The organism is Robiginitalea marina, assembly GCF_024006985.1.
In the GTDB taxonomy this organism is placed as follows: domain Bacteria; phylum Bacteroidota; class Bacteroidia; order Flavobacteriales; family Flavobacteriaceae; genus Robiginitalea; species Robiginitalea marina.
The window spans coordinates 303,891-324,771 of sequence record NZ_JAMXIB010000001.1; the positions used below are offsets into that span (position 1 = coordinate 303,891).

Annotated in this window: 16 protein-coding genes; 8 read left to right on the plus strand and 8 right to left on the minus strand. The window is 54.5% G+C overall.

Annotation, left to right across the window (positions count from 1 at the left end; genetic code table 11):
- Nucleotides 1-23: 23 nt before the first annotated feature.
- On the minus strand, nt 24-2,882 hold the full coding sequence (gene uvrA / locus NG653_RS01275; RefSeq protein ID WP_252739843.1) for an excinuclease ABC subunit UvrA: 2,859 nt from the start codon (nt 2,880-2,882) through the stop codon (nt 24-26).
- Nucleotides 2,883-2,996: 114 nt separating this feature from the next.
- On the opposite strand from uvrA, the gene NG653_RS01280 reads away from it, so the two are divergent.
- Nucleotides 2,997-3,527, plus strand: a complete 531-nt coding sequence (locus NG653_RS01280; protein ID WP_252739844.1) for a DUF8685 domain-containing protein — start codon at nt 2,997-2,999, stop codon at nt 3,525-3,527.
- 14 nt (nt 3,528-3,541) lie between these two features.
- Here the strand turns inward: NG653_RS01280 and NG653_RS01285 are convergent, their stop codons facing one another.
- Nucleotides 3,542-4,306: a DUF4130 domain-containing protein gene (locus NG653_RS01285; RefSeq protein ID WP_252739845.1), complete on the minus strand. Its 765-nt coding sequence runs from the start codon at nt 4,304-4,306 to the stop codon at nt 3,542-3,544.
- A 139-nt stretch (nt 4,307-4,445) separates the two neighbouring features.
- Here NG653_RS01285 and NG653_RS01290 point away from each other — a divergent pair, with 139 nt between their 5' ends.
- Entirely contained in the window at nt 4,446-5,204 is a 759-nt protein-coding gene (locus NG653_RS01290; protein WP_252739846.1) for an XRE family transcriptional regulator, read from the plus strand.
- A gap of 107 nt (nt 5,205-5,311) precedes the next feature.
- Here NG653_RS01290 and ggt read toward each other — a convergent pair whose 3' ends face one another.
- Together ggt and NG653_RS01300 are read right to left on the minus strand one after the other, a co-directional pair.
- Nucleotides 5,312-7,024 (minus strand): gamma-glutamyltransferase, encoded by a 1,713-nt coding sequence (gene ggt / locus NG653_RS01295; RefSeq protein ID WP_252740140.1) that lies wholly within the window; start codon nt 7,022-7,024, stop codon nt 5,312-5,314.
- An 8-nt stretch (nt 7,025-7,032) separates the two neighbouring features.
- Entirely contained in the window at nt 7,033-7,617 is a 585-nt protein-coding gene (locus tag NG653_RS01300; protein WP_252739847.1) for an acyl carrier protein phosphodiesterase, read from the minus strand.
- A gap of 85 nt (nt 7,618-7,702) precedes the next feature.
- Here NG653_RS01300 and glmM point away from each other — a divergent pair, with 85 nt between their 5' ends.
- Nucleotides 7,703-9,091: a phosphoglucosamine mutase gene (gene glmM, locus NG653_RS01305; protein ID WP_252739848.1), complete on the plus strand. Its 1,389-nt coding sequence runs from the start codon at nt 7,703-7,705 to the stop codon at nt 9,089-9,091.
- 46 nt (nt 9,092-9,137) lie between these two features.
- On the opposite strand, the gene NG653_RS01310 is transcribed toward glmM, so the two are convergent.
- Nucleotides 9,138-10,043, minus strand: coding sequence for a lysophospholipid acyltransferase family protein (locus tag NG653_RS01310; protein ID WP_252739849.1), 906 nt, complete (start codon nt 10,041-10,043; stop codon nt 9,138-9,140).
- Between the two features lie 54 nt (nt 10,044-10,097).
- Here NG653_RS01310 and NG653_RS01315 point away from each other — a divergent pair, with 54 nt between their 5' ends.
- The gene (locus NG653_RS01315; protein WP_252739850.1) at nt 10,098-10,745 is read left to right on the plus strand and encodes a rhomboid family intramembrane serine protease; all 648 of its coding nucleotides are present in this window, start codon (nt 10,098-10,100) and stop codon (nt 10,743-10,745) included.
- Between the two features lie 125 nt (nt 10,746-10,870).
- Nucleotides 10,871-12,499, plus strand: a complete 1,629-nt coding sequence (locus NG653_RS01320; RefSeq protein WP_252739851.1) for an LVIVD repeat-containing protein — start codon at nt 10,871-10,873, stop codon at nt 12,497-12,499.
- 64 nt (nt 12,500-12,563) lie between these two features.
- On the opposite strand, the gene NG653_RS01325 is transcribed toward NG653_RS01320, so the two are convergent.
- Both NG653_RS01325 and NG653_RS01330 read right to left on the minus strand, forming a co-directional pair.
- Complete coding sequence (locus NG653_RS01325) at nt 12,564-13,673, minus strand: TlpA disulfide reductase family protein (RefSeq protein ID WP_252739852.1); 1,110 nt, start codon at nt 13,671-13,673, stop codon at nt 12,564-12,566.
- Between the two features lie 104 nt (nt 13,674-13,777).
- Nucleotides 13,778-14,272, minus strand: coding sequence for a hypothetical protein (locus NG653_RS01330; RefSeq protein ID WP_252739853.1), 495 nt, complete (start codon nt 14,270-14,272; stop codon nt 13,778-13,780).
- 97 nt (nt 14,273-14,369) lie between these two features.
- Here NG653_RS01330 and NG653_RS01335 point away from each other — a divergent pair, with 97 nt between their 5' ends.
- Nucleotides 14,370-17,282 carry an FAD-binding and (Fe-S)-binding domain-containing protein gene (locus NG653_RS01335; protein WP_252739854.1) on the plus strand — a complete coding sequence of 971 codons (2,913 nt, stop codon included), beginning with the start codon at nt 14,370-14,372 and terminating at the stop codon, nt 17,280-17,282.
- Here NG653_RS01335 and NG653_RS01340 read toward each other — a convergent pair.
- Nucleotides 17,271-18,137: a UDP-2,3-diacylglucosamine diphosphatase gene (locus tag NG653_RS01340; RefSeq protein ID WP_252739855.1), complete on the minus strand. Its 867-nt coding sequence runs from the start codon at nt 18,135-18,137 to the stop codon at nt 17,271-17,273. The genes NG653_RS01335 and NG653_RS01340 overlap by 12 nt on opposite strands.
- Nucleotides 18,138-18,343: 206 nt before the next feature.
- Here NG653_RS01340 and aroC point away from each other — a divergent pair, with 206 nt between their 5' ends.
- Both aroC and NG653_RS01350 read left to right on the plus strand, forming a co-directional pair.
- Nucleotides 18,344-19,429, plus strand: coding sequence for a chorismate synthase (aroC, locus tag NG653_RS01345; RefSeq protein WP_252739856.1), 1,086 nt, complete (start codon nt 18,344-18,346; stop codon nt 19,427-19,429).
- Nucleotides 19,430-19,466: 37 nt separating this feature from the next.
- Nucleotides 19,467-20,804 carry a dicarboxylate/amino acid:cation symporter gene (locus tag NG653_RS01350; RefSeq protein WP_252739857.1) on the plus strand — a complete coding sequence of 446 codons (1,338 nt, stop codon included), beginning with the start codon at nt 19,467-19,469 and terminating at the stop codon, nt 20,802-20,804.
- Nucleotides 20,805-20,881: the final 77 nt, after the last annotated feature.

The window sequence follows — 20,881 nt, forward strand, 5'->3', positions numbered from 1 at the left end:
CCAAAAAGGTATTTTTTCGGAAATCATTCCACTGTTAGTTCCCGTTCGGGAAGCAATTCTTTTTTCAAAAAACGCGCGGTATGGCTCCGGGGGTCCAGGGCCACTTCCTCCGGGGTACCCTGGCAGACGATTTGGCCCCCGCCGCGTCCCCCTTCATACCCGATGTCGATGATATAATCCACCATCTTGATTACATCCATATTGTGTTCGATGACCAGTACGGTATTGCCCTTGTCGGCGAGTTTGTTCAGAACGTCCATCAGGACACGGATGTCCTCAAAATGCAGGCCAGTGGTGGGTTCATCGAGAATGTAGAACGTGTTTCCGGTATCCCTTTTGGAAAGCTCCGCGGCCAGCTTCACCCGCTGGGCCTCCCCCCCTGAAAGGGTCGTGCTTTGCTGCCCGAGGGTGATGTATCCCAGCCCGACATCCTGTATGGTTTTCAGTTTGCGGTAGATCTTCGGGATATGTTCAAAAAACTCCACAGCTTCATCCACGTTCATCTCCAGCACATCGGCAATGGATTTGCCCTTATACCTTATTTCCAGGGTTTCCCTGTTAAACCGTTTTCCCTGGCAGGTCTCGCACTCCACGTAAACATCCGGAAGGAAATTCATCTCGATCACCCTGAGGCCGCCCCCCTGGCAGGTCTCGCAGCGCCCCCCCTTGACGTTGAAACTAAATCGCCCAGGCTTGTAACCCCGGATAGAGGCTTCGGTGGTCTTGGTAAACAGCGAGCGGATTTCGCCAAAAACCCCGGTATACGTGGCCGGGTTGGACCGCGGCGTCCGTCCTATAGGGGCCTGGTTGATGTCAATGACTTTATCGATATGCTCCAGGCCTTCGATCCCCTCATAGGGTTTGGGTTTTTTCACCCCATTGAAGTAATGGGCATTCATGATCGGGTAGAGGGTTTCATTGATCAGGGTCGACTTCCCGCTCCCGGATACCCCCGTAACCCCGATCATTTTCCCCAGGGGAAAAACGGCGGTTACATTTTTGAGGTTATGCCCGGTACATCCCCGAAGCACCAATTCCTTTCCATTCCCCTTGCGGCGTTTCTGAGGGACTTCCATGCTTTTGCGGCCGCTCAGGTAATCGGCCGTTAGCGTATTGTGGTGGATGAGTTCTTCAGGGGGGCCTTGCGATATGATTTCCCCTCCGTGTTTCCCCGCCCTTGGACCAATGTCGATGACATAATCGGCCTCCTCGATCATATCCCGGTCGTGTTCTACCACGATAACGGAGTTGCCGAGGTCCCTCAGGGCCTTGAGCGATTCGATCAGGCGGTGGTTGTCGCGCTGGTGAAGCCCGATGCTGGGTTCATCGAGGATGTACAGGACTCCGACCAGTTGCGACCCGATCTGGGTTGCCAGGCGGATCCGCTGGGCCTCGCCCCCGGATAGCGTCTTGGATCCCCGATCGAGCGACAGGTACTCCAGGCCGACATCGAGCAGAAACTGGAGCCGGGTATTGATTTCTTTGAGGATTTCATCCGCAATGGTTTTCCGGTCCCCTTTCAGCTGGGCTGGGAGCTCCCTGAAAAACGCGGCGAGTTCCCCGATATCCATGGCCGCCAGTTCAGCGATATTCCTGCCGTTGACCCTGAAAAAAAGCGCCTCCCTTTTCAGGCGGCTTCCCTGGCAGGATGGGCACTTTACCTTGTCCATATATTCTTTTGCCCATCGCTTGATGTTGGCTGAGTCGCTTTCCTGGAACTGGTGTTTCAAAAAGGAGGCAATGCCCTCGTAGTCTATGCGATACTGCCTGCGGACACCCAGGGTTTTGGAATCCACTTCGAAGCGTTCATCCCCGCCATCCAGGATTACGTTCAGGGCTTCTTCCCCGATTTGTGAAATGGGGTCGTCGAGGTCGAACCCATAGCGGATGCCGATGGTTTCCAGTTGGCGGAAGGCCCAGGATTTCTTGAACTCCCCAAGGGGCGCAATTCCCCCTGCCCGTATTGATTTTTCAGGATCGGGAATAATTTTGCCGCGGTTTACCTGATAGATATGCCCAAGTCCATTGCACTCCGGGCACATTCCCTTGGGGGAGTTGAAGGAAAACGAATTAGGCTCGGGTACCGGATAGGATATCCCGGTGGTAGGGCACATGAGGTCACGGCTGAAATACCTGGGGGTATCGGACCCTTCTTCCAGTACCATAAGTACATCTTCCCCTGTATACATGGCGGTGCGGATACTTTCATCCAGCCTTTTCAGGGTGTCTTCCCCGGAACCCACTTTCATCCTGTCGATAACGACCTCTATGTCGTGGGTCCGGTACCGGTCCACCTTCATTCCCCTTTCCAGGTCGCGGATCTCGCCGTCTACCCGCACCTTAACAAAACCCTGTTTGACAATTTGCTCAAAAAGCTCCCTGTAGTGCCCTTTCCTTGATTTAATTACGGGGGCCAGCAGGTTTATCCGCTGATCCAAATACTGCTCAGCGATCAGGTCCCGGATTTGCTGGTCGGTATAGCTTACCATTTGTTCGCCCGTGTTATAGCTATAGGCGTCTGAGGCCCGTGCATAAAGCAGGCGCAGGAAATCGTATACTTCCGTTATGGTGCCTACCGTGGAACGGGGCGAACGGGAGGTGGTTTTTTGCTCGATGGCGATCACCGGGGACAGCCCGTCGATCTTATCCACATCGGGCCGTTCCAGGCTGCCCAGGAATTGCCTGACATAGGCGGAAAAGGTCTCAATATAGCGGCGCTGGCCTTCTGCATACAAGGTGTCGAAGGCAAGGGAAGACTTCCCGCTGCCGGAAAGACCGGTGATTACCACCAGTTTTTCCCTGGGGATATTCACATCTATATTCCTGAGGTTGTGGACCCGGGCGCCCTGTACTTCTATACAATGTCCTTTAGCGTGTTCCATACATACGGCAAGTTGCGAAATTACTATTTTGGGCTGTAAAAGCGAAGCAGCCCACAGCTTAGTTGGTATATTTGATGCCCTGGCCTAAATTTACCCGTGAAATCAACATTTATCATGAAATTACTAGGAATTGGATCCCGAATAGCACATCCCGATTATGGCAAAGGGGTGGTAATCAATGTCAGCTCCTCTATGTACTGGGTTTCCTTCCTCGACTCCGGGGTGGAAACCATTGACCTGGATGCCGAATTCGAAGTCATTGAAGCCCTGGAGGATGAAGTGGATACCATTAGTTTTTCCGAGGTGGAAACCACCCTCATCCGTATTTTGAGGAAATGGAGCGATGTGACCACCCTGGTTCCCATTGCTGATAAATGGAAAGGGGGAACCCTCCTAATACAGTCTGCGGACCCGGGCCTGGCCCCAAAGGAAATCCCCATCGACACCTTTTTCCATAAAATTGTTATGGTCAGGGACCGGCTCCGGGTGATGGAACAAAAAATCAATGCCAGCCCGGTACTGGACGACCAGGATAAAGTAGACCTCCAGCAATACATAACCCGAATCTACGGGAGCCTTACCACTTTCAATATCCTTTTCAAGAATAAGAGCGATCAATTCGTGGGCGAGAAATCAAAGTCCTGACCATTTAGAACACGCTAAACCGCTTCCTGATACGCCCTGTGTGGTTTCTCCGGGTGGGGGGAAGAATACCCGTCCCGCTCCATGGGGAAGCTGGCCTCCCGGCCCGGAAATCCAGGGGTTAGGTGCTCCCCGGAGTACCCTGGGAACGGATGCATTTCCCGAACCATGGACCGGACCGCAGCCGGGCAATGAACAAGCCTTTCCAGGAACAGGGGGGAGCCTTCCTGTGCCCAAAGGACCCTGTCCCTCCTTCGATCATAGACCATCCAGGAATTGCCCCTGAACCGGTATCGCAATTGACGTGAAAGTAGGGGGAGTACATTGTGTTCAGGCGCAATAACCCCTGCAAAAACCCCTTCTTTAGGGTTTTGGAAGCTCAGGGAGGTCTCCAACCGGCGCCTTTCACAGGCCACCTGTCCCGCCCACCGCGCCAGGGTTGCCGGCGGATCAGCATTCCCGATAGTCCATTTTTCCGTATAACGCCCGAGGACCTGCCTGATGAAAGTCAGTAATTTCCTCTCAACCCCCTCCCGCTCGCTGAGGAATGAAAAATAGACCAGCCTTTGGAAGGCCGTCCCTTTTTTACCGAGGGAATGCCACAGGTCCATGGCAGCGACCCTGTCGGTTCGTATCCGACGCTCATTCTGAAAAAGGCCTTCCGGACCTCCGGTTGTTTTCCGGAGTTCCACCAGGCCCTCAGGTTGGGCCAGGGCACTACTGCAGGCAGTTAAAAACCCTTCGAAACTTTCATCGTAATAGAAAAGTGCAGGTTGTTCCATGTTGATGCATTTGGATATACGCCAAATATATGGATATATTCCAATATATGGAAATATTCCATTTTTATTTTGGATATATTCCATATTTCTTATCTTTGAAATCAATGTGGGGGCCAAGCCCCCTGGAAACCCACTCGGAATGGAAAGCGAACTAACCCTTAAGCGTTTTACGGAAGTAAGGCGGGAACTCGGCTATACACAGGCTGAATTTGCCGCTATCCTGGGCATCCCTAGCACTACTGCCGATATTGAAAGGGGGAGGACCCGTTTGTCCGGAAAAGTGGTAGCCGAAATGCTCCGGCAATTCAAGGTCAACCCCCTGTGGTTGTTCGGGGAAAGCAAGGTACGGCACCTCGATCCATCTTCGGTGAGCGTGATGCCCCGCGTAGTCACGGTAAGCAATGCCGAACAGGAAAACATTGTGCTGGTTAACGCAAAAGCGGCGGCAGGTTACCCGCAACATCTTCACGATACCAGTTGGTACCGGCAATTGCCCGCGTTTGATTTGCCCCTTCCCCAATTCCGAAATGCTTCATACCGCGGGTTTCAGGTCGAAGGCGACAGTATGCTCCCTAACCTTGTCCCCGGAGACTGGGTACTGGCGAGGGCTGTGGATAACTGGGAAGATATCAGCCCTAACCGGATGTACGTGGTGGTGTTGCAGGATGCTGTGGTAGTTAAGAAGATTGAAAAGCTTCCCGGAAAAGAGCGGTTGCGCCTGATTTCCCTGAATGAATCCTACCCCCCCTATGAAGTGGAAGCCGCACAAATACAGGAAGTGTGGCTCGTAAGCAGCAAGATTACCTTTGGTATGGATGCGACCACTGAAAAAGGCCTGCTAAGGGAACTGCGCCAGTCGATGGAGGAGTTGAAAGAAAAACTGGGCACGGCAAAATAAGTATCGCGGCAGCACCTTTTACCCCTGAAATGCATCCCCGAACGCCCTCCCGGAAGTACCACCCCGCGGACGGTACCTGGCAGGTTGGAAGCCCGCCCTGGTTGCGGTCAATACCCCACTGCGGTATCGTCCCCCCGGGGGTCAGCCCCCCCTTCAAGTTTTCCGCCGGACAGGACGCGGATGGCATCCACCTTTCCAATAATTGGGGTCCGCCCTTCAAAAATCTGGTACCCGCGTTGCCGGAGGCTATCTTTAAGGTTTTCCGAAAACCCTTCCGATTCAAAAGTGATCTGGTCAGGAAGCCATTGGTGGTGGAATCGCGGGGCATTTACCGCTTCCTGCATCGAAAGCCCGAATTCATAAGCATTCAGGATGGTTTGTGTTACCGCGGTGATAATGGTCGATCCGCCCGGGGTCCCCACCACCATCCAAAGCTTTCCATCCCGTTCCACGATAGTCGGGGTCATGCTGCTGAGCATGCGTTTTTCCGGGGCAATACTGTTGGCCTCAGCCCCGATCAGGCCAAACATGTTTGGAGTGCCCGGCTTTGAGCTGAAATCGTCCATTTCATTGTTCAGGAAAAAGCCCAGCTCATCGCAATAGAGCTTGGACCCATAGGCCCCGTTCAGGGTTGTCGTAACCGAAACTGCGTTTCCTTCCTGATCCACGATAGAATAATGGGTGGTTTCATCACTTTCAAAGACGGCTACTTCCCCGTGTGAGACTTCCGAGGACGGGGTGGCCTTTTCAAATGAAAACCCTTCCATGCGCTCCTGAAGATAGCCCTCATCCAAAAGGGTTTCCAGGGGGATGGCCACAAAATCAGGGTCTCCGAGAAAATAGTTTCGGTCCGCATAAGCCCGTCTGGCGGCCTCTGTAAAAAGTTGTATGGTGCGTGCGGAATTATGGCCGAAATCAGCCACCTCATAGGGTTCCATCATCTTGAGGATCTGGTTCATCGTGACGCCACCGGAACTGGGGGGGCTCATGGAGATGATCCGAAGGTCCTTATAGGTAAATACTATCGGCTCCCTCCATTTGGCTTCATAGCGCGCCAGGTCCTCCTCCGTAACATAACCGCCTTTTTCCTGAATGAACCGGGCCAGGACCTTTGCTGTTTGGCCTTTATAAAACTCATCCCTGCCGTGCTGTACAATCCGTCTAAGGGTGGCTCCCAAAGCTGGATATCTTAAAGTATCACCTGGTATACATTGATTGTAAAATAGGGTGTTATCCCCATTTACTTCAAGTATTTGTTCGCGATAACTTTCAAGGCGCGCCGCCTGTTTCGGGGTCACTTCCACCCCTTGTTCCACCAGGGCAATGACCGGCTCAATGATCGCTTCAATGGGCAGGCGGCCAAATCGCTCGTGGACTGCGAAAACGCCCGCAATCGTACCGGGAACCCCTACGGCTGTGGCCCCCTTGGTACTCATGCCGGGGATCACGTTGCCCAGGGAATCGAGGTACATGTCTTTATGGGCGCTCAGGGGGGCCTTTTCGCGGTAGTCGAGGCCACCGATTTCACCGTCACTTTTGCGATAGACCATAAAACCTCCCCCGCCAAGGTTTCCTGCAAACGGATAAGCCGCTGCCAGGGCCAGTTCGGTACCCACCATGGCATCGAAGGCATTTCCGCCCATCTTCAAAATAGCCACCCCGATTTCAGAAGCTTCCCTGCGGGCTGAGACCACCATGGCATGATCGGCAACCAACCCGGTGGGAGGTGCAGGAGGTTCCCCGCAATGGGTGAGCACAAGCGACAAGACACCCGCCAGGAGGCGGGTAAGGGCCTTTCGGACCCATCGGGACACGAGCATGGTTGGATTCAAAGCAACGTCAGTTTATCTCGGGAAAAGATAACCAATTCGTCGAAAAACGCAGTAAATTCCCGTTCGAAATCTTCGTAATGCTCCCTGAGTTCATGTACCGCCTGGTCCATGTTGCTCTCATGGGAAGCCCTCCTGGACATCCCTTCAAGGACCCGCTGTACCCCCTGCAGCTCGCGATAGTTCAGCAGCCAGTTGTCTGCAACCATGTAGGGGGTCAGGCGCTGTACGGGTTCCGGAAGCCAATGGAGGTTCTCCTCGAGAAGGACATAAAATTCGGCTACATACCGTGGAAGGCCCACCGGGGAATATACCTCCCAGTTCCTCGCCAGGAAATGGTCGTAATAAATATCGACGATTACCCGGCTGTAGTGGCTGTACAGGGGAAAAAGCCTCTGTCTGCTGCCCCTGGTAATCGGGTGGGTATCGGTAAAGGCATCTATAGCCCTATGGAGCAGGATCCCTTTCCGCACCGCCGGGGAATAGTGGAGGTACTCCTTTCCCCTGACGCTATCGGCGATGAGATTGCCCAGGGTAACCCCGGGGTCCCCGAACGAAAGGTAGATATGGGCCAGGAAATTCACGTCACCGGAAATATACGGCTTAATATCAGAAAACCGTTCCGGTCCCGTGATTGGGCCTATATTTGTAGCGCCAAACCGAATAATCATGACACTTATCAAATCCATTTCAGGTATCCGGGGTACCATCGGCGGGGTACCTTCAGAGAACCTTACCCCCCTTGATGCCGTTAAATTTGCAGCCGCTTACGGGTCGTGGTTGCGGGGGTACAGGAAGAAAGACAAGCTGAAGGTCGTTATTGGCCGGGATGCCCGGCTCTCAGGCCCCATGATCCAGCAGCTTGTATCTGCCACCCTTACCGGGTTGGGCATCGATATCATCGACCTGGGATTATCCACCACCCCCACCGTGGAACTCGCAGTGCCCATGGAAGGGGCCGATGGGGGGATTATCCTCACCGCAAGTCACAACCCAAAACAATGGAACGCCCTGAAGCTCCTCAATGAACGGGGGGAATTCCTCGATGCCGAACAGGGAAAGGCCATCCTGGAAATCGCCGAGGCGGCCAACTTCGAGTTTGCCCCGGTGGACCAGCTGGGCGAGGTGGTAACGAATGATGCCTATCTCGATATCCACGTCGATGAAGTCCTGAACCTCGAGCTGGTGGATGCCGGAAAGATCCGCGCGAAAAAATTGAAAGCAGTCGTAGACGGGGTGAATTCCTCCGGGGGTATCGCCATTCCCAAATTGCTCCGCGCTCTGGGGGTGGAGGTGGTGGAACTTTACTGCGACCCCACCGGCCACTTCCCGCACAACCCGGAACCCCTGAAGGAGCACCTGGGCGACATTTGCAATATGGTCATTGAGGAAAAAGCTGACCTCGGCATCGTGGTGGACCCCGATGTGGACCGCCTGGCCTTTATTACCGAAAAAGGGGAAATGTTCGGGGAGGAATACACCCTGGTTGCCTGTGCCGATTACGTCCTGGGAAAAACCCCGGGCAATACCGTATCGAACCTTTCCTCTACCCGGGCCCTGAAAGACGTTACCCTCAAACACGGGGGCTCCTATACGAGCGCAGCGGTTGGGGAGGTCAACGTGGTGGCTGCGATGAAGGAAACCGGCGCGGTCATCGGCGGGGAAGGGAACGGGGGCATCATCTATCCCGAAAGCCACTACGGGCGGGACGCCCTGGTGGGCACAGCCCTTTTCCTGATGCTGCTTTGCGAAAAGGGCCTTTCGGTTAGCGAATTGAAGAACACCTACCCACAGTATTTCATGGGCAAAAAGAAAATCGAGCTGACCCCCGGGCTGGATGTCGACAGCCTCCTTGCAGACATGGCTTCCAGGTACCGGAATGAAGAAATCAGCACCGTTGACGGGGTTAAAATAGATTTCCCAAAGGGGTGGGTACACATGCGTAAATCCAATACCGAACCCATTATCCGGGTCTATACCGAGGCCCCGAGCCTTGAGGAGGCGGAAGACCTGGCCGACCGGTTCGTGTCCGAAATCAGGGAAATGGCCAGCCGGTAAGCTATCGGCTTTTGCTTTGAGGTTTCAGGGACGCGGGGGCTGCGGTTTATTTGCCAGTCCCTGCGTTCCCCTCCCGGGGGGCTTTATTGCGGTGCTTCCAGCGTTTGTGGGTCCAGAAATAATATTCAGGGGCTTCCCGGATGGACTTCTCCACCTCCCGGAAAAATGCATCCGTAATTTGAAAATCCGGGACTTCCCCGGGGTTTTCCGAAAGCAACTTGAAACTTGCTTCATAATACCCCCTTTTTAGTTTTCTCACCTTCATGTAGATCACCGGAAGGTCCATTTTTTTACAGAGGTATTCCGCCCCGGTATGCATGGGGACCCGAACCCCCATAAAAGGGGCCCAATACTGGGCTTTTGCAAGCATCGGAGACTGGTCAATCAGCATGCCGTAAAAGGCCAGGCGACCCTCCTGCCGGTTCCTGGTGATCTGCTGGCTGGTTTCCCGGGTGGTAATCAGGGTGGTACCGAATTTCTTCCGGGTGCGCCGGGCCCATCGATCAAAATACCGGTTGGTCAGCGGCTGGTATACCCCAAACCCCTCGCCCTTGACGAAGGGCTCAAGCGCAAAAGCCCACTCCCAACTGGCGTAATGCGGGGCCAGGAGCATGATACTTTTCCCTTTTGCCTCCAGGCTGTGGATCACTTCCAGATGGGTGAAGGCATAGCGCTTATGGAGCTCTTCTTTGCTTATCCCCATGGTTTTGACCATCTCCATGAAAACGTCGCAAAGGTGGATGTAGAAGTTCTTTTCGATTACCCTCCGTTCTGCATCGGTTTTTTCGGGAAAGGCCAGCGAGAGGTTTTCACTCACCACCTTCCTGCGGTAGCGGACAACCCGGTAAAGGAGGAAGAACAACCCGTCAGACAGGAGGTAGAGCAGGGGAAAGGGTAAGCGGGAAACACCCCAGAGGAATGGATAGGCCAGTAGGTATACGATTCGTTGCATGCTCGGGTATCTTTGCAAATATAGCTATATTTGACCCCTTATAAGGACCATTCCATGAATTTGCACCTTGCCACCCTGGCCGTGATTGCAGCCAACGTCCTGGTCTCCCTGAGGGGATTTAAGGATAGTTCTTTTTTCGAAAGGTACAAGTTCCACATCGGGGCGATTCAGGGGGGTCAGAAGGACCGCATGATGACCTCGGGATTCCTGCACGTAGACGGGGCTCACCTGATCCTGAATATGTTCACCCTGTATTTTTTTGCCGATGTGGTCATCCGGTGGTTTGGTGCGGGGAAATTCCTCCTGATCTATATAATCAGCTTGTTGGCCGGAAGCCTCCTGGCGGTTTTTTTCCACCGCAGGGAACCCTACTATAGTGCAGTTGGGGCCAGCGGTGCGGTTACCGGGGTCTTATACGCAGCCATCCTGCTGCAGCCCGACATGCGACTGGCCCTCATGTTCATCCCGATCCCGTTTCCCGCATACGTGCTGGGGATTGCCTACCTGCTCTATTCCATCTACGGGATGAAACAGCGATTGGGCAGCATCGGCCATACAGCGCATTTCGGGGGAGCCGTTGGCGGATACGTCACCACGCTGATCTTCATGCCCTCCATTATTCAGGCCCACCCGGTAATGGTCCTTCTCCTCGCCCTGCCAATAGTCCTGCTCTTTCTCCTCGAAAAAATGGGGAAGCTTTAGGCGGCCTCAGACATTCCGGAACCCCATAGTTTCAGCCCTTTAAGCGATTTTTATGCCTTTGCGCAATACCAAAATGGCTATTGCATCGTTATTAGCATACCCAAATCGTAGAAAACCTGCATGCTATGAAGCATTTTTACCGTTTGCTGCCTTTCCTTGCGGCGTTCCTGGCCATCGGTTGTTCCGATGAAACCACCGTATTCCAGGATGGCCTGGAAGACGACCTTTACCTTGAAGAAAATTCGGCATTGCTCCAGGGGGCTATTGGCTTCGCTGAGGCCGGTGTCCTCGAAATCGTGGGAGAAAACACCCTTGCCGGCAAAGGGGAGGAGCTGGCAGGGGATTATCCGCTCACCCTCATCGCCACTGTAGCGCCCCCGGCCTCAGGGACTGACGAGGCCCTCACCGCTTCGCATGTGGACCTCGATGGCGATTTTGCCTATGTTTCCTACAATACTGTTGGGGAAACTTACCGGGGGGCAATCGATGTCGTCGATATTTCAGACCCCCACAACCCAAGGGTTTCCTCCCGGCTCATCTACCTGAACGCCGATATTAACTCCTTGGTTTTCGACAACGGCTTTGTCTATGCCGCTGGTGGTGTGGATGCGGAGACCTCCGTACGCGCCACCTCTAATTCCTTTGTGGCCCGGATTCCGGTAACCGCGGGAAGGATCAGCACGGAAACCATTTTATACGGTTTCCAGCAAGGATACAATGCCACCGACGTGGTGGCAGAACCCTCCCGGATACTGGTGAGCAGCGGGAAAGAAGGTAGCATTACCATATATCGCAAGGAGGACCTTGGGATCGAGGCAGAAGCCTATATCGCCGATGCAAGGGCCATGGCACCCTACGGTAACGGATTGGCCGTACTGGATGCCGGGAGCGGGGTCCGCATGCTCAACGAGGCCCTGGAGGAGTCCGTGTTAATCCCCGTGACATCCGACCTGGGGGAGGCAACCAAGAAAACCCTGGATTTCTGGCAGGGCAATATCGCCGTGGCAGAGGCCGGGAAAGGGGCCGGGGTCTACAGTCCTGACGGGGTGCTTCTGCAGTACCTGCCCATACCCCTCCACCCCGAGGGAGCTGCTTCAGGCGATATTGTAACCAATGCTGTAACGGCAAATGAAGAAGCGCTTTTCATGGCCAATGGCGCCGGAGGGCTTTCCCTTTCAGAATCCGCTGAATCAGGGATTGAAGCGGTGGGGATCATAGAACTCCCGGGGTCAATCAATTATGTCAGTTCGCGGGGCGACTATGCTTTTGCCGCTTCCGGAACCAGCGGTTTGCAGATCATCAAGCTGAATCGCCCGCAACCCGGGCTCCAGGGGAGGTGTGCCGGCCTCCCGCCCTATGAGGGGAGTTCAAAGCTCAATGTAGGGGCATCGGACCAACTGGCTTTCAGCGGAGAAAAACGGTTCAACAACATCAACATCAACGGGGCCCTCTTGCTCTGTGGCTCCTGGACGGTGGTGAACCACGTGGATGTAAAGGACGGGGCTACCTTTGAACTCTACGGCACCCTTGCCGTAGGGCGAAACACCCAGCGGCGCAACCTCAAAGTAGGGGAAGGGGCACTAATGCGGATAGAAGGGGACCTCACCATTTACGGGGATCTTATCCTTATGGAGGGCGCCCGGCTGGAAGTGCTGGGCTCCAATTCCGCCATCGACATTTTCGGAAGCGTGAAGTACGAAGGGGAGGCCACAGTCACCGGTACCTTCAGGGATGTAAGGGGCAAATTCCAGTAATAGCCCGCCACCCAATAAAAAAGGCTTCCCTGGGGGAAGCCTTTTCTTTTTTTCGGACTGGGGATCAGCGAAGCAATTCAGCGATTTTGGCCTCAAGCTCCGGTCCGCGAAGGTTTTTGGCCACAATGACCCCTTTTTCATCCAGGATGAAGCTGGCGGGGATAGCATTCACGCTGTACAACTCGGCGATTTCGTCGAAATACCGCACATTGGAAACGTGGTGCCAGGTAAGCCCGTCATCGAGGATAGCCTGTTTCCAGTCGTCGGCATTTCGGTCGAGGGATACCCCCAGGATGCTCAGCCCCTTGTCTTTGTACTGCTCGTACACGCGGACGATATTCGGGTTTTCCGCCCTGCAGGGCCGGCACCAGGCGGCCCAGAAATCGATCAACGTCACCTTGCCGAGTACATCGCTCAAGGCCAGTGTTTCTCCGGATGGGGTCGGTGCACTAAAGTCCGGGGCCCTGGAACCCACAGCGGTCTTGCCTGCTGCCTCAAGGGCCTGACCCAGGCTGCGCCCTAAGGTCGTCTGGCGGATTTCTTCCGATAATCCGGAAAACATTTCCTGCAATTCGGCGATGGTCATCGACTTTGTTTTCAGGAACCGATCGATCAAAAGGGCCGAAACCAGGGCCTCCGGGTGGGTCCTGGCAAAATCCTGTTCATAGTCCATGCCTTCCTGCCGCAATTCCATGAATTCATCCCGCAAGGCGTTCATGTTTGCCGTATCGCGGGCCATCATGGCCTCCTGCATTTCCTGCTGTATGGAGTTGCGTCGTTGCACCAGCAGGCGGGAGCCCTCGATAAATTCGGCATAGGCCTGGTTTTGGGGTGTTCCTTCTACCAGGGCCGCATTGAGGCTGTCTTTATGGGCCGTCAGCTCCAGTTTGCCTTCTTCAAGGATGAGGGGGACCCCCATATTCGCGCCCTCGACGAAGATAAAGTACAGGTGGGGCGCCTCTATGGTTCCGGAAAAACGAAAAGTACCCCCGGAAACCACGGCAGTGTCTGCTTCGATGGGCTGCAGGTTCTCATCGCTCTTTTTCAGGAAAACCCTGGTATTATCAGCAACTGCACCTTCCAGGGTGCCGTTGAGCTGGTATTCGCCTTCTCGCTCGCCACTGCAGGACAGGGCCAGGGCGGAAAGCAGGAGCATTGCGGGTATTCTTTTCATTCGAAAGGGTTTCTCGGTTTGGCCGCAAAGGTAGTCAGAGGGCCGATAAAATAAAAACCCTTAACAAAAGCTTGGGGGGCAGGGGAAAAGCCCGCCCCGTCAAGCTAGAATTGATACCGGATACCGAGGGCGATATCGAAGTCAAAATTATCCGAAAAACCGTCATACCCGACCAGGCCGAGTTCAGGCCTGAAATCCAGGGAAAGCAGGAGGGGAAAGTCAAAATTGTATTCGATCCCTATATTCCCGGCGCCAAAAATAAAGAGGCCTCCATCGTCATCTACGATAACGTCGTTGGCGAAATCAACACTTCCAAGACCACCCCCGGCGCCGTAATACCAGTTGAAGTTGCCATCAAGGGGGCGCACCCACTGGTACAGCCCGGTTAGCTTGAAAGCGTCAAAATCCCGGGAGTCGCGCCATCCAAGGTTGGCCTCAAGCCGATTGGACCTTCCCAGGGATTTCTGGTAGGAGATTTCGGCCCCGAACCCATCGCTGTCGCCCAGGCGAAGGCCGAGGGCGTGGTCTGAGATCTGCTGGGCGCTCAGGGCAGCCGAAGAGAAAAACAAAAAGGCTAGTAAAAATTTACCGATTTTCATGGGTGATCATATTTAGTTTAACGTCCCGTAAAATTAGGCCTTGACCTGTGGTCTTGCGTTAATAAAAACTTAATTTAGCCCTGTAAATTGTGTTCCCTTGGACCAAAATGACCTAAAAAGCCTGGCCGGCAGCCTCTCCGGCAGCCTGCACTGGGATTCGCTGCACAAACGCCTCTATGCCACCGATGCCTCCGTATATCGGATGCTCCCCCTGGCCGTAGCCTACCCGGCCGACGAGGAAGACCTCAGGCAACTCGTTGCATTTGCCTCAAGGCACCGGGTGGGGCTGATCCCCAGGACCGCAGGCACCTCCCTGGCAGGCCAGTGCGTGGGGGAGGGCATCGTGGTCGATGTTTCCAGGCATTTTACCGCCATAGGTTCGCTGGACACGGAGAAAATGCAGGTTACCGTGCAACCCGGGGTCATCCGTGACGAACTAAACCAGTACCTCGAGCCCCGTGGCCTTTTTTTTGGCCCGAATACCTCAACCTCCAACCGGTGCATGATCGGGGGGATGGTCGGAAATAATTCAAGCGGCACCACTTCCATTAAATACGGGGTAACCCGGGACAAAGTGGTTCGGATGAAGGTGATGCTCTCAGACGGGTCTGTGGTTGACGTCAGGCCCCTGGAGCAAACCGCCCTGGGAGAACTTTCCAGGGGAAACACACTTGAATCAACTATTTATAAAGAATTATTCAACTTACTTTCTAACAGGGAAATAGCCCAAGAAGTATTTAAGGAATTCCCCCGGGAGGAAATCCACCGGAGAAACTCCGGATACGCTGTGGATGCCCTGTTAAAAAGCCGGGTTTTCTCCCATGGCGAAGAGCCCTTTAACCTCTCGAAGCTCCTTTGCGGCAGTGAAGGGACCCTTGCCCTGACCCTGGAGGTTACCCTGCAGCTCGACCCCCTGCCGCCAACGGAAAGCGCCATGATTATAGCGCACTACCAGTCCCTTGAACACAGCCTGGCGGATGTGGTACCCGTCATGCAGCATCCGCTATACACCTGTGAAATGATGGATAAGGTGATCCTGGACTGCACCCGGAACAATCTTGAACAGCGGGAAAACCGGGTTTTCGTGGAAGGGGATCCGGAGGTCCTGCTCATGCTGGAAGTCAGGGCAGGGTCGGCCGGTGAACTGGAAAATGAAGTCGCCCGGGTACAAAAAACGCTGCGGGACTCCGGAAAAGCATATGCAACCCCGGTGCTAAAAGGCAGGGATATCACCAAGGCGGTGGAGCTTCGAAAGGCAGGGTTGGGCCTTCTGGGGAATATGGTAGGCGACCGCAAAGCCGTGGCCTGCATAGAGGATACAGCTGTTGCCCTGCCAGACCTGAAAGACTTTATCGGGGAGTTTACGGCCATCATGGGGCGTTTCCGGCAAAAGGCGGTCTATTATGCCCATGCAGGGGCCGGGGAGCTTCACCTGCGCCCCCTGCTAAACCTCAAGAAGGAATCCGATGTGCGATTGTTCCGGGAAATTACCACCGAGGTGGCACATCTGACTAAGAAGTACAGGGGTTCCTTCAGCGGGGAACACGGCGACGGCATTGTAAGGGCTGAATTCATCCCCTTTATGATCGGGGAAAAAAACTACCACCTCCTCCGGCAGATCAAAAGCCTTTTTGATCCCCTGGGGATATTTAACCCCGGAAAGATCGTGGATCCTTACCCGATGGATCAGGCCCTTCGCTATGTTCCTGAGCGGGAAGAACCTGAAATCGAAACCTTCCTCGATTTTTCGGATAGTGAGGGGATCCTGAGGGCTGCCGAGAAATGTAACGGCAGCGGCGATTGCCGTAAAACACATAAGGTCTCCGGGGCCATGTGCCCGAGTTATCACGCCACCAGGGAAGAAAAGGACACCACCCGGGGTCGCGCCAATGTGCTTCGCGAACTCCTGACCGAGGGGGCGGAAGGGAACCCTTTTAACCGGGAAGAACTGAAGGAAGCCTTTGACCTATGCCTGAGCTGCAAGGCCTGTGCCAGGGAATGCCCAAGCAATGTGGATGTTGCGTCCCTGAAGGCCGAATTTAACTTCCAGTATCAGGAAGCAAACGGCTATTCCTGGAGGAACCGCCTGTTTGCCTACAATTCCCGGATCACGGCCCTACAAAGCCGGGTTGCCTGGTTCTCCAACGCCATGGCCCGGTCCCAATGGGGAAGTGCCGCCCTCAAAAACCTGCTGGGGATTGCCCCGCAGCGCTCCCTGCCCGGGGTGGGGCGGGTCAATTTTGCTGCCTTCCTGGAAAAATACAGGCTTCCCGGGGGGCCTCGCCTTAAGCCCGTAGTCCTTTATATCGATGAATTTTCACGCTATTTGGATACGGAACAGGCACAGGATGCGATCGAACTCCTTTGCCGCCTGGGCTATGACGTAAGCCTTTTCCAGGCCGAGAGCGGCCGCAGCTTTCTTTCAAAGGGCTTTTTGCGGCAGGCCAAAGCGCTGGCCGAGAAAAATGCGGTCCCCTTGCTGGCCTGGGCGACACAGGGTATCCCCGTGCTGGGCCTGGAGCCCTCGGCCATCCTGACCTTCCGGGATGAATACACCCGACTGGGGCTACCCGCAGATTCGGCTGCGAAAATCGCCGGCAACAGCTTCCTGATAGAGGAATTCCTGGCCGCCGAGATCAGGGCGGGCCATATCGGGCCGGAACTTTTTACCCGGGAGCCGCGTCAGGTGAAAATCCACGCGCATTGCTACCAGAAAGCCCTCTCGGACCAAAAGTGCACCTTTGATATGCTCAACCTGCCCGCAAATTACAAGGTCAGCATTATCCCTTCCGGATGCTGCGGCATGGCCGGTTCCTTTGGGTATGAAAAGGAACATTATGCGGTAAGTATGAAAATCGGCAACCTGAAGCTGTTCCCCTCAATTGAAAAAACAGACCCTGCCGTCCTCATCGCCGCCAACGGAACAAGCTGCCGACACCAGATCCACGATGGAACCGGCCGCAGGGCACTGCACCCCGTAACCATCCTCAGGCGGGCCTTACTCGACTGACGGGCTGCCTTCCGGGTCTTTCAGGCGGATTTCCTGCTGCTTGACTATAGCCGCGATAAGGTCCTGCATATCCATTTCCTTCAGGTCCTCGTCGGCGAAGAATGGGGACAGCTTATCCTCGTTATACCGGTATAGTTTCCAGCGCTTGAAGGCGTATTCCAGGGCCGTCAGGTGTTCCACCCAGTCCCCCGAATTCAGGTAAAGGGTTTTTCCGTTGCGCGATTCCACCCATGCCTTTTTGGGTTGGTGGATATGGGCGCAGGCCACATAGTGGTATCCTTTGTCAATAGCCAGGGAACTAACCGTCTTTTCGAACTCCATGGCATAGCGATCGGCTTTTTCATTTCCCTCTCGAAGGTGTTTGGCCCGGGAGACAGGTTCTTTTCCAAGCCGCTTCAGACCCCGGTTCACCTGTCGGTTGAGCAGCAGCAACAGGCTATACCCTCGGCTCCCCAGGCGGGCCACCCATTTGGACTGCCGTATGGAAAGGTCGAAAACATCGCCATGGAAAAACCAGGCTTTTTTTCCGTCAAGTTCCAGAAGGAGTTTGTTGCGAATATGCAGGTTCCCCAGGGAAAGCTGGTTAAAACGGTGTACCCCTTCATCCCTGTTTCCACAGAGATAATAGACCTGCGTCCCGCCGGCCGCCATACTCAGGATTTTTTTGAGCACTTTGAAGTGCGACGGGGGAAAATATTTATTCTTCAGCTCCCACGTATCGATAATGTCCCCATTAAGCACCAGCGTCGCGGGATTAATACTGCTGAGGTAGGCCAGCAACTCCTCCGCATGGCACCGGGGGGAACCGAGGTGGATGTCCGAAATTACGGCAATGTCTATTTTTCTCTTTTTCAAGGATGTACTTTGGAAGGAACAAAAATAGAATGAGCGGTATGGTTGGGAAAGCACCGTACATCAATATTGCAATAGCTTTTGGTTAAGGCTGTTTTAAGCCATCGCCTCCAATGTTAATTCAATATTATCCCCCTTGTTTTGCGGGCACGGGGTTAACAACTACCTTTGGGGAGCTCATGGCTGGCTTAACATAAAACCACAACGAGATGTCGGGAAACACCTTTGGCACTGTTTTTAGACTAACCACTTTTGGGGAATCCCATGGAAAAGGCCTGGGGGGTATCCTTGAGGGCTGCCCTGCCGGCATTCCGCTTGATCCTGATGCCATCCAGGGAGAATTGGACCGGAGGAAGCCAGGGCAGTCTGCCATTGTAACCCAACGCAAGGAAGCCGACCAGGTGGAGTTTTTTTCGGGGATCTTCGAAGGGATGACCACGGGAACCCCTATTGGGTTCCTGATCCGGAATACCAACCAGAAATCGGGCGATTATTCCCACCTTAAAGATTCATACCGCCCTTCGCACGCCGATTATGTCTACGAGCAGAAATACGGGCTTCGGGATTACCGGGGCGGGGGCCGAAGTTCAGCCCGGGAGACCGTTTGCCGGGTAGTTGCGGGGGCCATTGCCAGGCAGATGCTCCCGGGGGTTACCTTCAACGCCTATGTCTCTCAGGTAGGGGGGCTGAAGCTGGAGGCCCCCTACCAATCTTTGGATTTATCCCTGATTGAATCAAATCCGGTGCGCTGTCCTGATCCGGCCATGGCTGAAAAAATGGAGGAATTGATCCGGAAGGTCCGCAAGGAGGGCGATACGATCGGGGGCGTGGTAAGCTGTGTCATCCGCAACGTGCCCGTAGGACTCGGGGAACCGGTTTTTGATAAGCTGCATGCCCGCCTTGGGCAGGCGATGCTTTCCATAAACGCGGTGAAAGGCTTTGAATACGGCAGCGGGTTTCAGGGGGTTGAAATGAAGGGCAGCCAACACAATGATGCCTACAACCCGGACGGATCCACCAAAACCAACTACAGCGGCGGTATTCAGGGGGGGATCAGCAATGGGATGGACATCTACTTCAGGGTGGCTTTCAAGCCTGTAGCCACCTTGCTGCAGGCCTATGAAACCATAAACAGTTCCGGGGAGACGGTTGGCTTGCAGGGAAAGGGGAGGCACGATCCCTGCGTGGTACCCCGGGCGGTGCCCATTGTAGAGGCGATGGCCGCCCTGGTCATGGCGGACTTCTACCTCCTCTCCAAGCTTTCCAAATGGTCGGCCGGGAACGGTTCGTCCTAAAAATAGTATCTTCAGCTTCAAAACCTAATTCATATCCATGAGGAAATTAGAACTGCACTGGCAAATCCTGATCGGGATGGTGCTTGGGATTCTTTTCGGGTTCGCCATGACTTTTCCCGACTGGGGCGCCGGATTTGTACAGGACTGGATCAACCCTTTCGGCACCATTTTCGTCAAACTCCTCAAGCTCATTGCTATTCCGCTGATCCTCGCCTCCCTGGTCAAAGGGATTTCGGACCTAAAGGACATCAGCAAATTCAGGAGTATTGGGGTACGGACGATCCTCATTTATATCTTTACCACCGTTGTGGCGATAACCATTGGACTGCTACTGGTAAACCTCCTTAAACCCGGGCAGGGGATCTCCCAGGAAACCATCACACAGCTCACCGAAACCTATGCCTCAGATGCCGGGGTAACCTCAAAGCTGGAGGAAGCCGGGCGCCAGAAAGGCAGCGGGCCCCTCCAGTTTTTGGAAGATATGGTCCCGGACAACGCTTTTCGTGCTGTAAGCGACAACAGCCTTATGTTGCAGGTGATTTTTTTCACGATTTTCCTCGGGATCTCCCTTCTCCTAATCGGTGAAAAGGCCGCCAGGCCGCTGAAGGAATTTTTCGATTCCCTCAACGAGGTAGTCCTGAAAATGGTGGACCTGATCATGCTTACTGCCCCAGTAGCGGTTTTTGCGCTGCTGGCCAACGTGGTGGTATCCTCAGGTGACCCGGACCTTTTGCTGGCCCTCTTGAAATATGGAGGCGTGGTGGTGCTCGGGCTCTTGCTGATGATCGTGTTTTACAGTGTGGTGGTTTCCACCTTTACCAAGTACAATCCCCTGACCTTCCTGAGCAAGATCAGCCCGGCCCAGCTCCTGGCCTTCTCGACCAGTTCCAGTGCCGCCACCCTCCCGGTGACTATGGAACGGGTGGAGGAACATATAGGGGTAGACAAGGAAGTTTCGAGTTTTGTACTTCCCGTAGGGGCCACCATCAACATGGACGGGACCAGCCTTTACCAGGGGGTGGCCGCAGTTTTTATCTCCCAGGCCCTCGGGTTTGAACTCACCTTTGCAGACCAGTTGACCATTGTACTGACTGCCCTGCTGGCATCCATTGGTTCGGCAGCCGTTCCCGGGGCCGGGATGGTTATGCTGGTCATTGTGCTGGAATCTATCGGTTTCCCGGCAGACAAGCTCGCCATTGGGCTTGCCCTTATCTTTGCTGTGGACCGACCCCTGGACATGTGCCGGACGGTTGTCAATGTGACCGGTGACGCCACGGTGGCCATGATGGTGGCAAAATCGGTGGGCAAACTCGGAAAACCCAAAATCAGGAACTGGGACGACCACCTCGACGAAGTCACCCATAAGAAGCCCTGATCCCCCGACTTTTTGGAGGAGCGGACCCTGGTCGGCAGCCATGGTGGGAAACGGTCGTACGGGAGCCCGGGGCAGCC

Excerpts from the sequence above, each read along its gene's own strand:
- NG653_RS01325 (WP_252739852.1), bottom strand. The coding sequence starts at position 13,673 with ATGAAAAGAATACCCGCAATGCTCCTGCTTTCCGCCCTGGCCCTGTCC.
- uvrA (WP_252739843.1), bottom strand. The coding sequence starts at position 2,882 with ATGGAACACGCTAAAGGACATTGTATAGAAGTACAGGGCGCCCGGGTC.
- NG653_RS01330 (WP_252739853.1), bottom strand. The coding sequence starts at position 14,272 with ATGAAAATCGGTAAATTTTTACTAGCCTTTTTGTTTTTCTCTTCGGCT.
- NG653_RS01290 (WP_252739846.1), top strand. The coding sequence starts at position 4,446 with ATGGAAAGCGAACTAACCCTTAAGCGTTTTACGGAAGTAAGGCGGGAA.
- NG653_RS01310 (WP_252739849.1), bottom strand. The coding sequence starts at position 10,043 with ATGCAACGAATCGTATACCTACTGGCCTATCCATTCCTCTGGGGTGTT.
- ggt (WP_252740140.1), bottom strand. The coding sequence starts at position 7,024 with ATGCTCGTGTCCCGATGGGTCCGAAAGGCCCTTACCCGCCTCCTGGCG.
- NG653_RS01350 (WP_252739857.1), top strand. The coding sequence starts at position 19,467 with ATGAGGAAATTAGAACTGCACTGGCAAATCCTGATCGGGATGGTGCTT.
- NG653_RS01285 (WP_252739845.1), bottom strand. The coding sequence starts at position 4,306 with ATGGAACAACCTGCACTTTTCTATTACGATGAAAGTTTCGAAGGGTTT.
- glmM (WP_252739848.1), top strand. The coding sequence starts at position 7,703 with ATGACACTTATCAAATCCATTTCAGGTATCCGGGGTACCATCGGCGGG.
- NG653_RS01320 (WP_252739851.1), top strand. The coding sequence starts at position 10,871 with ATGAAGCATTTTTACCGTTTGCTGCCTTTCCTTGCGGCGTTCCTGGCC.
- NG653_RS01315 (WP_252739850.1), top strand. The coding sequence starts at position 10,098 with ATGAATTTGCACCTTGCCACCCTGGCCGTGATTGCAGCCAACGTCCTG.
- NG653_RS01280 (WP_252739844.1), top strand. The coding sequence starts at position 2,997 with ATGAAATTACTAGGAATTGGATCCCGAATAGCACATCCCGATTATGGC.
- aroC (WP_252739856.1), top strand. The coding sequence starts at position 18,344 with ATGTCGGGAAACACCTTTGGCACTGTTTTTAGACTAACCACTTTTGGG.